Origin of the sequence: Acidovorax sp. (genome assembly GCF_021287135.1) — a bacterium.
Taxonomy (GTDB): domain Bacteria; phylum Pseudomonadota; class Gammaproteobacteria; order Burkholderiales; family Burkholderiaceae_C; genus Acidovorax.
This window is the reverse complement of the sequence record NZ_JAJTBB010000031.1, coordinates 40540-53280: the sequence shown is the minus strand read 5'-3', so window position 1 is coordinate 53280 and position 12741 is coordinate 40540. Positions and strand designations below refer to the sequence as shown.

The 12741-nt window shown below is 68.6% G+C and carries 12 protein-coding genes; 9 read left to right on the top strand and 3 right to left on the bottom strand.

The window, feature by feature from the left end; all coding sequences use genetic code 11:
- Positions 1 to 59: 59 nt before the first annotated feature.
- Positions 60 to 1598, bottom strand: coding sequence for a helicase HerA-like domain-containing protein (locus LWW96_RS08350; protein ID WP_291485875.1), 1539 nt, complete (start codon positions 1596 to 1598; stop codon positions 60 to 62).
- Positions 1599 to 1884: 286 nt separating this feature from the next.
- On the opposite strand from LWW96_RS08350, the gene LWW96_RS08345 reads away from it, so the two are divergent.
- The 8 genes from LWW96_RS08345 (at position 1885) to LWW96_RS08310 (ending at position 10275) form a co-directional block, all read left to right on the top strand.
- On the top strand, positions 1885 to 2604 hold the full coding sequence (locus LWW96_RS08345) for a YebC/PmpR family DNA-binding transcriptional regulator (protein ID WP_291485873.1): 720 nt from the start codon (positions 1885 to 1887) through the stop codon (positions 2602 to 2604).
- 220 nt (positions 2605 to 2824) lie between these two features.
- Positions 2825 to 4105, top strand: coding sequence for a phosphoribosylamine--glycine ligase (purD, locus tag LWW96_RS08340; RefSeq protein ID WP_291485871.1), 1281 nt, complete (start codon positions 2825 to 2827; stop codon positions 4103 to 4105).
- Entirely contained in the window at positions 4105 to 5076 is a 972-nt protein-coding gene (gene hemF / locus LWW96_RS08335) for an oxygen-dependent coproporphyrinogen oxidase (protein ID WP_291485869.1), read from the top strand. The genes purD and hemF overlap by 1 nt, the downstream gene beginning before the upstream one ends.
- Positions 5077 to 5270: 194 nt before the next feature.
- The gene (rsfS, locus tag LWW96_RS08330; RefSeq protein WP_291485867.1) at positions 5271 to 6023 is read left to right on the top strand and encodes a ribosome silencing factor; all 753 of its coding nucleotides are present in this window, start codon (positions 5271 to 5273) and stop codon (positions 6021 to 6023) included.
- Positions 6024 to 6102: 79 nt separating this feature from the next.
- Positions 6103 to 6570, top strand: coding sequence for a 23S rRNA (pseudouridine(1915)-N(3))-methyltransferase RlmH (gene rlmH / locus LWW96_RS08325; RefSeq protein ID WP_291485865.1), 468 nt, complete (start codon positions 6103 to 6105; stop codon positions 6568 to 6570).
- 101 nt (positions 6571 to 6671) lie between these two features.
- Positions 6672 to 7286, top strand: coding sequence for a Maf family protein (locus tag LWW96_RS08320; RefSeq protein WP_291485863.1), 615 nt, complete (start codon positions 6672 to 6674; stop codon positions 7284 to 7286).
- Between the two features lie 112 nt (positions 7287 to 7398).
- On the top strand, positions 7399 to 8886 hold the full coding sequence (gene rng, locus LWW96_RS08315) for a ribonuclease G (protein ID WP_291485861.1): 1488 nt from the start codon (positions 7399 to 7401) through the stop codon (positions 8884 to 8886).
- A 129-nt stretch (positions 8887 to 9015) separates the two neighbouring features.
- A complete protein-coding gene (locus LWW96_RS08310) occupies positions 9016 to 10275 on the top strand; it encodes a sodium:proton antiporter (protein ID WP_291485859.1) in 1260 nt (419 codons plus the stop codon).
- Between the two features lie 69 nt (positions 10276 to 10344).
- Here LWW96_RS08310 and LWW96_RS08305 read toward each other — a convergent pair whose 3' ends face one another.
- Positions 10345 to 10953 carry a glutathione S-transferase family protein gene (locus tag LWW96_RS08305; protein WP_291485857.1) on the bottom strand — a complete coding sequence of 203 codons (609 nt, stop codon included), beginning with the start codon at positions 10951 to 10953 and terminating at the stop codon, positions 10345 to 10347.
- A 93-nt stretch (positions 10954 to 11046) separates the two neighbouring features.
- On the opposite strand from LWW96_RS08305, the gene LWW96_RS08300 reads away from it, so the two are divergent.
- A complete protein-coding gene (locus LWW96_RS08300) occupies positions 11047 to 12051 on the top strand; it encodes a YafY family protein (protein WP_291485855.1) in 1005 nt (334 codons plus the stop codon).
- Here the strand turns inward: LWW96_RS08300 and LWW96_RS08295 are convergent.
- Positions 12033 to 12731, bottom strand: a complete 699-nt coding sequence (locus LWW96_RS08295) for a response regulator (RefSeq protein WP_291486004.1) — start codon at positions 12729 to 12731, stop codon at positions 12033 to 12035. The genes LWW96_RS08300 and LWW96_RS08295 overlap by 19 nt on opposite strands.
- Between the last annotated feature and the right edge of the window lie 10 nt (positions 12732 to 12741).

Sequence of the window (12741 nt, the reverse complement as noted above, 5' to 3'; positions counted from 1 at the left end):
GGCTGTTGCGCGCTCGCCACCGCCAGCCGCCGGGGGGCCGGCCTGCGCGGCCGGTCGGCTCAGCGCCGCTTGCTGCCGCCGCCGAAGATGCCCCCCAGCACGCCGCGCAGAATCTCCTTGCCCACGCTGGTGCCCACCGTGCGCACGGCCGACTTGGCCATCGTCTGCACCAGGCCGTCGCGGCGGCCGCCCCGTGGGCCGGTCGTGCCGAACAAGAGGTCGTTGAGAAAGCCGCCCCCCAGGCCGCCGCCTTCGCTGCCCGTCGGGGTGTCGGCACTGCCGCTGGCGGGGGCGGTGGTTGCGTCGGGGGCGGCGGGCGCGGCCTCGGCCCGGCCCCGGAGCTTCTCGTAGGCGGATTCGCGGTCCACCACCTTCTCGTACACGCCGGCCACCAGGGACTGGGCCATCAACGCCTGGCGCTGCTGCGGGGTGATGGGGCCGAGCTGGCTGCCCGGGGGCAGCACGAACACGCGCTCCGTGACGCTGGGCCGGCCCTTGGCGTCCAGGAAGCTCACCAGCGCCTCGCCCACGGCCAGCTCGGTGATGGCCGTTTCAATGTCGAGGCCCGGCTTTTGCCGCATGGTGGTGGCAGTGGCCTTCACGGCCTTCTGGTCGCGGGGGGTGAAGGCGCGCAGCGCGTGCTGCACGCGGTTGCCCAGCTGGGCCAGCACGCTGTCGGGGATATCGAGCGGGTTCTGCGTGACGAAATACACCCCCACGCCCTTGGAGCGCACCAGCCGCACCACCAGCTCGATGCGCTCGACCAGCACCTTGGGCGCCTCGTTGAACAGCAGGTGGGCCTCGTCAAAGAAGAACACCAGCTTGGGCTGGTCCGGGTCGCCGATCTCAGGCAGCTGCTCGAACAGCTCCGACAGCATCCACAGGAGGAAGGTGGCATACAGGCGGGGCGAGTTCATGAGCTTGTCGGCGGCCAGGATGTTCACCACCCCCTTGCCGTCCACCGTCTGCATGAAATCCTGGATGTCGAGCATCGGCTCGCCAAAGAACTTGTCGCCGCCTTGCTGTTCGATCTGCAGCAGCCCGCGCTGGATGGCACCCACGCTGGCCGCGCTGACGTTGCCGTATTCGGTGGTGAACTCCTTGGCGTTGTCACCCACGTAGGTGAGCATGGCGCGCAGGTCCTTCAGGTCCAGCAGCAGCAGGCCGCGGTCGTCGGCAATCTTGAAGACGATGTTGAGCACGCCCAGCTGCGTCTCGTTCAGGCCCAGCATGCGGCCCAGCAGCAGCGGGCCCATGTCGGAAATGGTGGCCCGCACCGGGTGGCCCTGCTCGCCAAACACGTCCCACAGCGTGGTGGGGCAGGCCACGGGCTGGGGCAGGGCCAGGCCCCGCTCCTGCAGCACCGCCGCCAGCTTGTCGCCGATCTTGCCCGGCTGGCTGGCGCCGGTCAGGTCGCCCTTCACGTCGGCCATGAACACCGGCACGCCGATGCGCGAGAATTTTTCGGCCAGCGTCTGCAGCGTCACGGTCTTGCCCGTGCCGGTGGCGCCGGTGATGAGCCCGTGGCGGTTGGCCAGGCCGGGCAGCAGATAGCATTCGGTGGTGTTGTGTTGGGCGATCAGAAGGGGTTCGGCCATGTCGGGTGTCCTTGGAAGGCGGGAGCCAGCTGCCTGCCCGGCGCGCCGTGTGCTGCTGCGGTGTCGAAAAGGGGCCGTTGCGTAACAAATGTTGGCAATCTCGCGCTCTTTGCGCAACATTTGCACGGCATAACAGCGCCCTGGCAGACGCTTGCAGCGCTTGCACAGGCCGGCTCCCTCCCGGTTCGCAGCGCACACGGACCCGCGCCACACCTGCAGCGGCTCCCTGTGTTCGGCAAAAAGTAAAATCTGCGCAGTAGATTAAATCAAGACCAAAGGACTTCCCGTGGCAGGACACAGTAAATGGGCGAACATCCAGCACCGCAAGGGGCGGCAGGATGAGAAACGCGGCAAGATCTGGACCCGCATCATTCGCGAAATCACCGTGGCCGCCCGTGCTGGCGGCGGCGACCTGTCTGCCAACCCCCGCCTGCGCCTGGCGGTGGACAAGGCCAAGGCGGCCAACATGCCCGCCGACCGCATCAAGTACAACATCGACAAGGCCACCGGCAACGCCGAGGGCCTGACGTACGAGGAAATCCGCTACGAGGGCTACGGCATCGGCGGTGCGGCCATCATGATCGACACCATGACCGACAACCGCGTGCGCACCGTGGCCGAAGTGCGCCATGCGTTCAGCAAATACGGCGGCAACATGGGGACCGAGGGCTCGGTGGTTTTCCAGTTCAAGCACTGCGGGCAGCTCATCTTTGCGCCGGGCACCAGCGAGGACAAGGTGATGGAAGTGGCCCTGGAGGCCGGCGCTGACGACGTCATCACCGATGACGACGGCGCCGTCGAAGTGCTGACCAGCCCTGCGGACTTCGAGGCCGTGAAGAACGCCCTGGAGGCCGCGGGCCTCACGCCCGAAGTGGCTGGCGTGACCATGCGCCCCGAGAACACCATCGAGCTGGAAGGCGACGACGCCGCCCGCATGCAAAAGCTGCTGGATGTGCTGGAAGACCTGGACGATACGCAAGAGGTCTATCACAACGCGGCGCTGTGAGAAGCTTCCCCTGAGCGGCTTTGCCGCTTCCCCTCTCTCTCGCTGCGCGGGAGGGGGACGCACCCGGTGGCTTGGCAAAGCCAGTTCCATGGGCGCACGGGTCTGGGCCCCCCGGTATCGGAGGCCGCGGCCGGCGCGCAGCGCAGCAATGGGCTGCTGAATTTTTCCCCAGAACCTCTGGGCCGCAGACTTTGCGGGCAGAGGTTCACCAAAGGTTCCTATGAAAGTACTTGTGATTGGTGGCGGCGGCCGTGAACACGCAATGGCGTGGAAGCTGAGCCAGTCTCCCAAGGCGACCAAGGTGTACGTGGCCCCCGGCAACGGCGGCACGGCGCTGAACCCGAAGCTGGAGAACGTGCCCATCACCGACGTGCAGGCCCTGCGCGCCTGGGCACAGGAGCAGAAGATCGGCCTGACGGTGGTCGGACCGGAAGCGCCCCTGGCGGCCGGCGTGGTGGACGAGTTCCGGGCCCACGGCCTGAAGATCTTCGGCCCCACGCAGGCCGCCGCGCAGCTGGAAAGCTCCAAGGCGTTCAGCAAGGCCTTCATGCGCCGCCACGGCATTCCCACGGCCGACTACGACACCTTCACCGACCCGGCCGCGGCCCACGCCTTCGTGGACCGCCTGGGCGCGCCCATTGTCATCAAGGCCGACGGCCTGGCCGCCGGCAAGGGCGTGGTGGTGGCCATGACGCTGCAGGAAGCCCATGACGCCGTGGACTTCATGCTGGTGGACAACAAATACGGCGTGCAGCACAACGAAGGTGGCGCGCGTGTGGTGATCGAGGCCTTCCTGGAAGGCGAGGAAGCCTCCTTCATCGTGCTGTGCGATGGCAAGAACGTGCTGGCCCTGGCCACCAGCCAGGACCACAAGCGCCTCAAAGACGGCGACCAGGGCCCCAACACCGGCGGCATGGGCGCGTATTCGCCCGCGCCGGTGGTCACGGCCGACGTGCATGCCCGCGCCATGCGCGAGATCATCCTGCCCACCATCCGCGGCATGGAAAAGGACGGCATTCCCTACACCGGCTTCCTGTACGCGGGGCTGATGATCGACGCCAAGGGCCACCCCAAGACGCTCGAATTCAACTGCCGCATGGGCGACCCCGAGACGCAGCCCATCCTGATGCGGCTCAAGAGCGACATGATGGACGTGCTCACGGCCGCCGTGGACGGCAAGCTCGACCAGATGGAACTGCAATGGCACCGCCGCCCCGCGCTGGGCGTGGTGATGGCCGCGCACGGCTACCCGGAGAACCCGCGCAAGGGCGACAAGATCACCGGCCTGCCGCAGGATGCGGACGACGCCGTGGTCTTCCATGCCGGCACGCAGCTGCAGGACGGGGTGGTGAGCGTGACCGGCGGCCGCGTGCTGTGCGTCACGGTGCTGGCCGACAGCGTGAAGCTGGCGCAGCAGCGCGCCTACGACGTGGCGCGGGGCATTCACTTTGACGGCATGCAGTACCGCCACGACATCGGCTTCCGGGCCCTGAAGAACTGATGGCCGGCGCGCAGAGCCTGAACACCGCAGACACGGTGGCCCGCGTGCGCGGCTACCTGCAGGGCCTGCAGGCGCGCATCACCGGCGCGCTGGAAGCCGTGGAAGGCGAGGGCGGCGCCCGTTTCCTGGCCGATGCCTGGAGCAAGGCGCCCGGCGAGCCGCTGCAGGGCGACGGCCTCACCAAGATCCTGGAAAACGGCCGCGTGTTCGAGCGCGCGGGCTGCGGCTTCAGCCACGTGCGCGGCCCGCAGCTGCCGCCCTCGGCCACGCAGCACCGGCCGGAGCTGGCTGGCGCGCCGTTCGAGGCCATGGGGGTGTCGCTGGTTTTCCACCCCCGCAACCCGTATGTGCCCACGGTGCACATGAACGTGCGCATGATCGCGGCCGGCCACCCCGGGCAGGCGCCCACCTGCTGGTTTGGCGGCGGCATGGACCTCACGCCGTACTACGGGTTTGAAGAGGACGCGGTGCACTTCCACCGCACCTGCCGCGACGCGCTCAGCGCCTTCGGCGACGACAAGTACCCGCGCTTCAAGCAGTGGTGCGATGAGTACTTCTTCCTCAAGCACCGCAACGAGCAGCGTGGCGTGGGTGGGGTGTTCTTTGACGACTTTTCGGAACTGGGCTTCGAACAGAGCCTGGCCATGACGCAGTCGGTGGGCGACGCGTTCCTTCCGGCCTACCTGCCCGTGGTGGAAAAGCGCCAGGCCCTGGCCTACGGCGAGCGCGAGCGCAGTTTCCAGCTCTACCGGCGCGGCCGCTATGTGGAGTTCAACCTGGTGTGGGACCGGGGCACACACTTCGGCTTGCAGTCGGGCGGGCGCACCGAGTCCATCCTGCTGTCCATGCCGCCCCTGGCGGCGTGGTCGTACCAGCGCACCGACCCCGCGGATTCGGCCGAGGCCGAGCTGCTGCAGCGCTTTCTGGTGCGCCGCGACTGGCTGGGTACGGGGCCTCAGCCCACGGCCTGATGCCTCCCAAAAGTGCAAAAGCTATAATTTCAATAGCTGTCCGCGCTTTTTACATGGGCGCCAGAGGCTTAAAACACCTGAAATCGCCGCTGGTCCAGCACACGGCACCCGCGCAACACCCCAGGCGCCGCCCTATTGGTTGCGCGCCGGGTTGCGCGCTATATTGATTCCATTCCCTCTTTGACCACCCCCTGATGACCACCTCCACCAAATCGGAAACCGCGGCCAAGAAAGATGTCACCAAGCTCCAGCGCGCCATCGTCGATGGCCTGGAGGATGTCAAGGCGCAAGACATCCAGGTTTTCAACACCGAGCATCTCTCGCCGCTGTTTGAGAGGGTGATCGTGGCATCGGGCACCTCCAACCGCCAGACCAAGGCCCTGGCCGCCAGCGTGCGCGAGGCCGTCAAGGAAGCCGGCTTCAGCAAGCCGCGCGTCGAGGGTGAGGACAACGGCGAATGGATCATCGTGGACTGCGGCCCGGCCGTGGCGCACATCATGCAGCCCGCCATCCGCCAGTACTACCGCCTGGAAGAGCTGTGGGGCGACACCCCTGTGCGCCTGAAGCTGGGCGCCGCCAAGCCCGAAGGTGCGGCCCAGAAGAAGGCCCCGGCCAAGAAGGCTGCCACCGAGCAGGCTGCCGTGCCCGCGCGCAAGCCCGGCAAGCCCAAGGCCGCGGCAGCGGCACCGGCGGCCGAAGCTAAGCCCAAGGCCGCCGCCAAGAAGGCTCCGGCCAAGAAAGCTCCGGCGGGCAAGACGTCCGCCGGCACTGCCGCCGCCCAGAAGCCTGCCGCCAAGAAGGCGCCGGTCAAGACGGTGGTTGTCAAGCCCGCCGCCAAGAAGCCTGCTGCAAAGAAGGCTGCGGCCAAACCGGTCGCCAAACCGGCAGCGAAGGCGGTGTCCAAGCCCGCCGCCAAAAAAGCTCCGGTGCGCGCCAAGAAGGCCTGATCCCGCCTGCTCACCTCAGCCCGCCCGGCGTTGCCGGGCGGGCGTTTTTCTGAACTGAACTCCACAGCGTGCCACTTCCATGAAGCTCCTGATCGTGGCAGTCGGGCTGCGGGTGCCCGACTGGGCCCAGACCGCGTACGACGACTATGCCAAGCGCTTTCCGCCCGAGCTGAAGGTGGAGCTCAAGGCCGTCAAGACCGAGCCGCGCGGCTCCAAGACGCTGGAAACCCTCTATGCCGCCGAGCGCGAGCGCATCGAGGCCGCCATTCCGCGCGGCACCCGGGTGGTGGTGCTGGACGAGCGTGGCACCAACCTCACCACCAAGGCCCTGGCGCAGCGCCTGAAGGACTGGCAGCTGGGCGGTGACGACGTGGCCCTGGTCATCGGCGGGCCGGACGGCCTGGACCCCGCCTTCCGCCAGGCCGCGCACGAACGCATCCGCCTGTCGGACCTGACCCTGCCGCACGCCATGGTGCGCGTGCTGCTGATCGAGCAGCTCTACCGCGCCTGGTCCGTCAACGCGGGCCATCCGTACCACCGCGAATAGGCGCAGCCGCCGCGCCCGCTGCGGTGGATGCTATTTGTTTGATAGCTGCTTGCGCTTGCTGGACAAGCGCTGCAGGTCGATTTGGTTCAAAATTCCACGCCATGCCCGATTTTGTCTACCTTGCCTCGCAAAGTCCCCGCCGCCGCCAGTTGCTGGAGCAGCTGGGCATCGCCCATGTCCTGCTGCTGCCCAATGTGGACGGCGACACCGAAGAGGATGCCGAGGCACTCGAAGCCGTGCTGCCCGGCGAGGCGCGTGCGAGCTACGTGGAGCGCGTGACGGGCCTGAAGCTGGACGCCGCCGTGGCGCGGCGCGCGCGCCGGGGCCTGGCGGACGCGCCCATCCTGTGCTCCGACACCACCGTGGCCCTGGGCCGCACCCTCTATGGCAAGCCCGACGACGCCGCGCATGCCGCCCGCATGCTGGCCGAGCTGGCCGGGCACGAGCACCGCGTGCTCACGGCCGTGGCGCTGCAGGTGGGGGCCAAGCGGTTGTCGGCGCTGTCGGTGTCGCGGGTGCAATTCGCGCCCATGACGGCCGCGCAGATCGATGCCTACGTGGCCACCGGCGAGCCGCTGGGCAAGGCCGGGGCCTATGGCATCCAGGGCCGGGCGGCGGCGTATGTGGAGCACCTGGCGGGCAGTTATTCGGGCATCATGGGGCTTCCCATGTACGAGACAGCGCAGCTGTTGCGTGCCGCCGGCTTCGAAATATGACCCCCCTTGAGCCGCCTGGGGCTCGGCAAAGCCAGTTCCCCGGCGGCCAGGCGGGCGCCCAGGTCGTTCAGAGGCCGCGACCCAAGCGACCGATTCGAGAGACAAAGACACCATGCAACAAGACATCCTGATCAACTGGTCGCCCCAGGAAACCCGCGTGGCCATCGTCGAGCATGGCGCCGTGCAGGAGCTGCACGTGGAGCGCACGCTGGAGCGCGGGCTGGTGGGCAATGTGTACCTGGGCAAGGTGTCGCGCGTGCTGCCGGGCATGCAATCGGCGTTCATCGACATCGGGCTGGAGCGCGCGGCCTTCCTGCATGTGGCCGACGTGTGGCAGCGCCAGGAGGGCGGCGAACCGCCCGCGTTCGCGCGCAAGGGCGAGCCGCTGGTGCCCATCGAGAAGCAGGTGTTCGAAGGCCAGGCGCTGATGGTGCAGGTCATCAAGGACCCGATTGGCACCAAGGGCGCGCGGCTGTCCACGCAGATCAGCATTGCCGGCCGCCTGCTGGTCTTCCTGCCGCAGGACGACCATGTGGGCGTGTCGCAAAAGATTCCGGCCGCCGAGCGCGATGCGCTGCGCGCGCGGCTGCAGGCGCTGGTGGGCGACAAGGCCAGCGGCGGGGGCGGTGGCTTCATCCTGCGCACCAACGGCGAAGACGCCACCGATGCCGAACTGGCCGAGGACATTGCCTACCTGCGCAAGACCTGGGCGCGCATCAAGGAAGCGGCCCTGCGCCAGCCGTCCATGTCGCTGCTGCACCAGGACCTGGACCTGCTGCAGCGCGTGCTGCGCGACTTGGTGGGCGACTACACGCAGACCATCCGCATCGATTCCATGGAGCAGTTCCAGCGCCTGCGCGCCTTCGGCCAGGAATTCATGCCCGCCGCTGTGGGCAAGCTGCAGCACTACAAGGGCGAGCGGCCGATTTTCGACCTGTACTCGATCGACGAGGAGGTGGCCAAGGCGCTGGGCCGGCGCGTGGACCTGAAGTCCGGCGGCTACCTGATCGTGGACCAGACCGAGGCGCTCACCACCGTGGACGTGAACACCGGTGGCTACGTGGGTGCGCGCAACTTCGACGACACCATCTTCAAGACCAACCTGGAGGCCGCGCAGGCCATTGCGCGCCAGCTGCGCCTGCGCAACCTGGGCGGCATCATCATCGTGGACTTCATCGACATGGCCCGCGAGGACCACCAGCAAGCCGTGCTGGCGGAGTTCCGCAAACAGCTCGCGCGCGACCGCGTGAAGACCATGGCGGGCGGCTTCTCGCACCTGGGCCTGGTGGAGATGACGCGCAAGCGCACCCGCGAATCGCTGGCCCACATGCTGTGCGAGCCCTGCGAGGCCTGCCAGGGCAAGGGCAGCGTGAAGACGGCGCGCAGCGTGTGCTACGACATCCTGCGCGAGATCCTGCGCGAAGCCCGCCAGTTCAACCCGCGCGAGTTCCGCGTGGTGGCCTCGCCCCGGGTGGTCGAGCTCTTCCTGGACGAGGAAAGCCAGCACCTGGCCGGGCTCTCGGACTTCATCAAGAAGCCCATTTCCCTGCAGTCCGAAAGCGCCATGGGGCAGGAGCAGTACGACATCGTGCTGCTGTAGGCTCGGCACCGCGGCTCGTCGTGGGCCGGAGGTGCAGGGCGCGCGTCCACGCGGTGCCGTTTGGCAACGGCGTTCGGGTTCCGGCTTGCCGTTTTCCACACACACTCTCTCTCCAAGACTGAACCACCCATGCTCGATATCGCGGCCATCTGCCTTGTTGTCACGGCGCTGCTGTCGTATGTGAACTTCCGGTTCGTGCGCCTGCCGACCACCATCGGGGTCATGGTCATTGCCATGGGCTTGTCGCTGATGCTGGTGGCGTTGAGCGCGGTGGGGTGGGACTACGGGTTGCTGGGGCGCGAGCAGGCGTTTCTGCGCTCGCTGGATTTTTCCGAAGTGCTGATGCAGGGCATGTTGTCGTTTCTGCTGTTCGCGGGGGCTTTGCATGTCGATCTGTCGGCGCTGCGCAAATACCGCTACACGGTGGCTGGGCTCGCGCTGCTGGGCACCACCTTGTCCACCGTGGTGGTGGGCCTGGGCATGTGGTGGGTGCTGCCGTGGCTGGGCGTGCCGCTGCCGCTGCTGTACTGCCTGCTGTTTGGCGCGTTGATTTCGCCCACGGACCCCATCGCGGTGATGGGCATCCTCAAGTCCGCGGGCGCGCCCAAGTCGCTGGAGCTGGTGATTGCGGGCGAATCGTTGTTCAACGACGGGGTGGGCGTGGTGCTGTTCTCGTTGCTGCTGGGCGTGCTGGCCAGCGGTGGGCTGCCGACGGCGGGCGAGGGCGCGGCCTTGCTCGTTCATGAAGCTGGCGGCGGCATCGGGCTGGGGCTGGTGCTGGGCTGGGGCACGGTATGGCTGCTCAAGACCATCGACCAGTACCAGATCGAAGTGCTGTTGACCCTGGCCGCCGTGGTGGGCGGCTATGCCCTGGCGGCGCATTTGCATGTGTCGGGGCCGCTCGCCATGGTGGTGGTGGGCCTGATGGTGGGCAATGGCGGGCGGGCCCGCGCCATGTCGGACACCACGCGCCGCTACGTGGACATGTTCTGGGAGCTGATCGACGAGATCCTCAATGCCGTGCTGTTCGTGCTCATCGGCATGGAGGTGCTGGTGATTTCGTTTTCGCTGCCGCTGGCAGCGGCGGGCGCTGCCGCCGTGGTGGTGGCGCTGGTGGCCCGCTGGCTCACGGTGGGCCTGCCGGTGCGCGCCACGTCGCGCTGGCTCGACTTGGCGCCTGGGGCCGACCGGGTGCTGGTGTGGGGCGGCTTGCGCGGCGGCATCTCGGTCGCCTTGGCGCTGTCGCTGCCCAGCGGACCAGCGCGCGACATGGTCCTTACCCTCACCTATTGCGTGGTGGTGTTCTCGATCCTGGTGCAGGGCCTCAGCATCGGCCGCCTGGTGCGCACGGCGGTGCGCGGCGCTGCAGACACAGGCGCTTCGCACTGAACCGGCCGCCCGCCCGGCGGGCGCCGCGCCGGCGGGCGGCAGCGGTTTCCCGCCGCAGGCCGCCGCTTTTCAGGCCTCGATCTGCAGGGCAGGCCGCGCCTGCACACGCGCCAGCCATGCCTGCACATGCGGGTGGGACGGCACCGGCGCGCCCAGGTACACGCTGTAGCCCATGACCGAGCCCACCACCAGGTCCACCAGCGAATAGTCGTCGCCCAGCATCCAGGGCTGGGCGGCCAGGCGCGCGTCCAGCACGGCCAGCAGTTCGTTCAGCCCGCGCAGGGCGGCCTCGGCATGGACGGGGCTGCGCAACGCCTCCTCGCCCTTGGTGGCGACCTGCAGGCGCACCAGCACGGCCCCGTAGGTCACGTAGGCCCAGGTGCACCACGACAGGGCCTGCAGCGCCGCGGGCGTGCCGGCGGCGGGCCACAGGCCGCGCTCCACGCCGAAGCGGTGGCCCAGCCACAGGTGGATGGCCAGGGCCTCGAACATCGGCGCGCCGTCCACCGTCAGCGTGGGCACCTTGCCGTTGGGGTTCAGGGCCAGGTAGTCGGCCCGGCGCTGCTCGCCGGCCAGGATGTCGATCTTGACGCGCTCATGGGGCACGCCCAGCTCGGCCAGCGCGCAGGCAATGGGGGTGGCGCTGGATTCGGGATACCAGTACAGGACGATGGACATGAAGAACTCCTTGGTGGGTTGACGAAAAATGTGCGGCCACTGTAGGTGTCATTGCGGACAGTTTTCGCCCTCGATGCGCGGTACAGTGCGCGCATGCTGACCTCATCCACCCGCCTGCTGCGCCTGCTGTCGCTGCTGCAAACGCGCAGCCACTGGGCCGGGCAGGACCTGGCCGAGCGCCTGGAGGTCCACCCCCGCACGCTGCGGCGCGATGTGGACCGGCTGCGCCAGCTGGGCTACCCGGTGGAGGCGAGCAGCGGCGTGGCCGGGGGCTATGCCTTCCGGGCGGGGCAGGCGCTGCCGCCGCTGCTGCTGGACGACGGCGAGGCGCTAGCGGTGTCCATTGCGCTGCGCACCGCCACGGCCGGGGCCGTGGGCGGCATTGAAGAGCCCGCCCTGCGCGCCCTGGTCAAGCTGGAGCAGGCCATGCCGGCGCGGCTGCGCCAGCAGGTGGATGCGCTGCGCTCCACCATCCTGCCGCTGGACCGCGCAGGCCCCGTGGTGGAGGCCGCGGTGCTGGCCACGCTGGCATCGGCCTGCCGCGACCAGTTGCGCGCCGAGTTCACCTACGAGGACAGCCAGGGCCGCAGCGCGCAGCGCGTGGTGGAGCCCCAGGGCGTGGTGCACACGGGCCAGCGCTGGTACCTGGTGGCGTGGGACCGGGGCCGGGGCGACTGGCGCACCTTCCGCATTGACCGGATCGTGGGCGAACCCCGGCTGGGCGCGCACTTTGCGCCCCGCGCATCGCCGGACGGGGGCGATTTGAAGGCCTATGTGGCCCGCTCGATCTCCGTGCCGCAGCATGCCGGGCAGGCGCGCGTGGTGCTGAACGCGCCGCATGCGCAGATGGCCCGCCGCATACCGCCCTCGGCCGCCGTGCTCACGCCCCTGGAGAACGGGCAACGCTGCCTGATGGAGTGCGGTGCTGGCGATTCGCTGGTGTACTGGCTGATGGCGCTCGACGTGGAGTTTGAGGTGCTGGGACCCGTGTCGCTGTCAGATCGCTTGCGCGTGGCGGGGGAGCGGGCGTTGCGCTGCGCCACCGCAGTCCGCACCACTGCCGATTCGTTCACGCCTTCTCAGGGCACAAACCGGTAGCCCACCCCGGCCTCGGTCCGCAGGTGCCGGGGCATGGAAGCGTTGTCCTCCACCTTCTTGCGCAGGTTGGCCAGGTGCACACGCACGTAGTGCGTGTCTTCGGCGTGGCCGGGGCCCCACACGGCCTTGAGCAGCTGCTGGTGGGTGATGACGCGGTCCGGCTGCGACGCCAGGTGCGTGAGCAGGCGGTACTCGATGGGTGTCAGGTGCAGCGGCTGGCCCTGGCGCTCCACCGTGCGGCGGACCAGATCCACGGTGATGTCGCCAAACTGGATGACCGGTTGCGGGGCACCATTGCCCGCCAGGGTCTGGCTGCGGCGCAGCTGGGCGCGCACGCGGGCCAGCAGTTCGCCCGCGCCGAAGGGCTTGACGAGGTAGTCGTCTGCGCCAGCGTCCAGCGCCGCGATCTTGCTGGCCTCGGCGCTGCGGGCCGAGAGCACGATGACGGGCATGGCCGACCAGGTGCGCAGCTCGCGGATCAGGTCGACACCGTCGCCGTCGGGCAGGCCCAGGTCCAGCACCACCAGATCCGGGCGGCGGGTGCCGGCCTCGATCAGGCCGCGCTGCAGGGTGGCGGCCTCGTGCACGGTGTGGCCTTCGGTCTCCAGCGTCAGGCGCACAAAGCGGCGGATGTCGGCTTCGTCCTCGACGATGAGGATGTGGGTGGGCAGGTCGGTCATGCGGTCGGGC

Bases quoted from the DNA above. Each gene is read 5' to 3' on its own strand.
- LWW96_RS08320 (WP_291485863.1), top strand. From the start codon at position 6,672: ATGCCCGATTTTGTCTACCTTGCCTCGCAAAGTCCCCGCCGCCGCCAG.
- rlmH (WP_291485865.1), top strand. From the start codon at position 6,103: ATGAAGCTCCTGATCGTGGCAGTCGGGCTGCGGGTGCCCGACTGGGCC.
- purD (WP_291485871.1), top strand. From the start codon at position 2,825: ATGAAAGTACTTGTGATTGGTGGCGGCGGCCGTGAACACGCAATGGCG.
- rsfS (WP_291485867.1), top strand. From the start codon at position 5,271: ATGACCACCTCCACCAAATCGGAAACCGCGGCCAAGAAAGATGTCACC.
- LWW96_RS08305 (WP_291485857.1), bottom strand. From the start codon at position 10,953: ATGTCCATCGTCCTGTACTGGTATCCCGAATCCAGCGCCACCCCCATT.
- hemF (WP_291485869.1), top strand. From the start codon at position 4,105: ATGGCCGGCGCGCAGAGCCTGAACACCGCAGACACGGTGGCCCGCGTG.
- LWW96_RS08295 (WP_291486004.1), bottom strand. From the start codon at position 12,731: ATGACCGACCTGCCCACCCACATCCTCATCGTCGAGGACGAAGCCGAC.
- LWW96_RS08300 (WP_291485855.1), top strand. From the start codon at position 11,047: ATGCTGACCTCATCCACCCGCCTGCTGCGCCTGCTGTCGCTGCTGCAA.
- LWW96_RS08350 (WP_291485875.1), bottom strand. From the start codon at position 1,598: ATGGCCGAACCCCTTCTGATCGCCCAACACAACACCACCGAATGCTAT.
- rng (WP_291485861.1), top strand. From the start codon at position 7,399: ATGCAACAAGACATCCTGATCAACTGGTCGCCCCAGGAAACCCGCGTG.
- LWW96_RS08310 (WP_291485859.1), top strand. From the start codon at position 9,016: ATGCTCGATATCGCGGCCATCTGCCTTGTTGTCACGGCGCTGCTGTCG.